Below are 222 nucleotides of genomic sequence, written 5' to 3'. Positions count from 1 at the left end.
GGATGGACTCTCCGGTGAGGGACGCCTGATTGACGGTGACCTCCCCCTCCAGCACCAGACCATCCACGGGGATGATGCCGCCGGCACGAACCACCACGGCGTCTCCCGGCTGGAGGTGGGCGAGCTGCTGGAGGAGTGGACAAGAAAGAAATCCGTGGCGGATCTGGCCCGGTGTATGTCCTTAAATGTGGACCGGGTCTGGCTGCGCACAGCCCAGGGCGA

General features: G+C 64.9%; 1 pseudogene. It reads right to left on the bottom strand.

Annotation, left to right across the window (positions count from 1 at the left end):
* Nucleotides 1-115 (bottom strand): annotated as a pseudogene (locus H6B10_RS16835) (hypothetical protein); the annotation flags it as partial.
* Between the last annotated feature and the right edge of the window lie 107 nt (nt 116-222).

The organism is Gemmiger formicilis (assembly GCF_016901605.1).
Classification (GTDB): domain Bacteria; phylum Bacillota; class Clostridia; order Oscillospirales; family Ruminococcaceae; genus Gemmiger; species Gemmiger formicilis_B.
The sequence above is the reverse complement of the archived record's forward strand: the minus strand, read 5'-3'. Positions and strand labels throughout refer to the sequence as shown.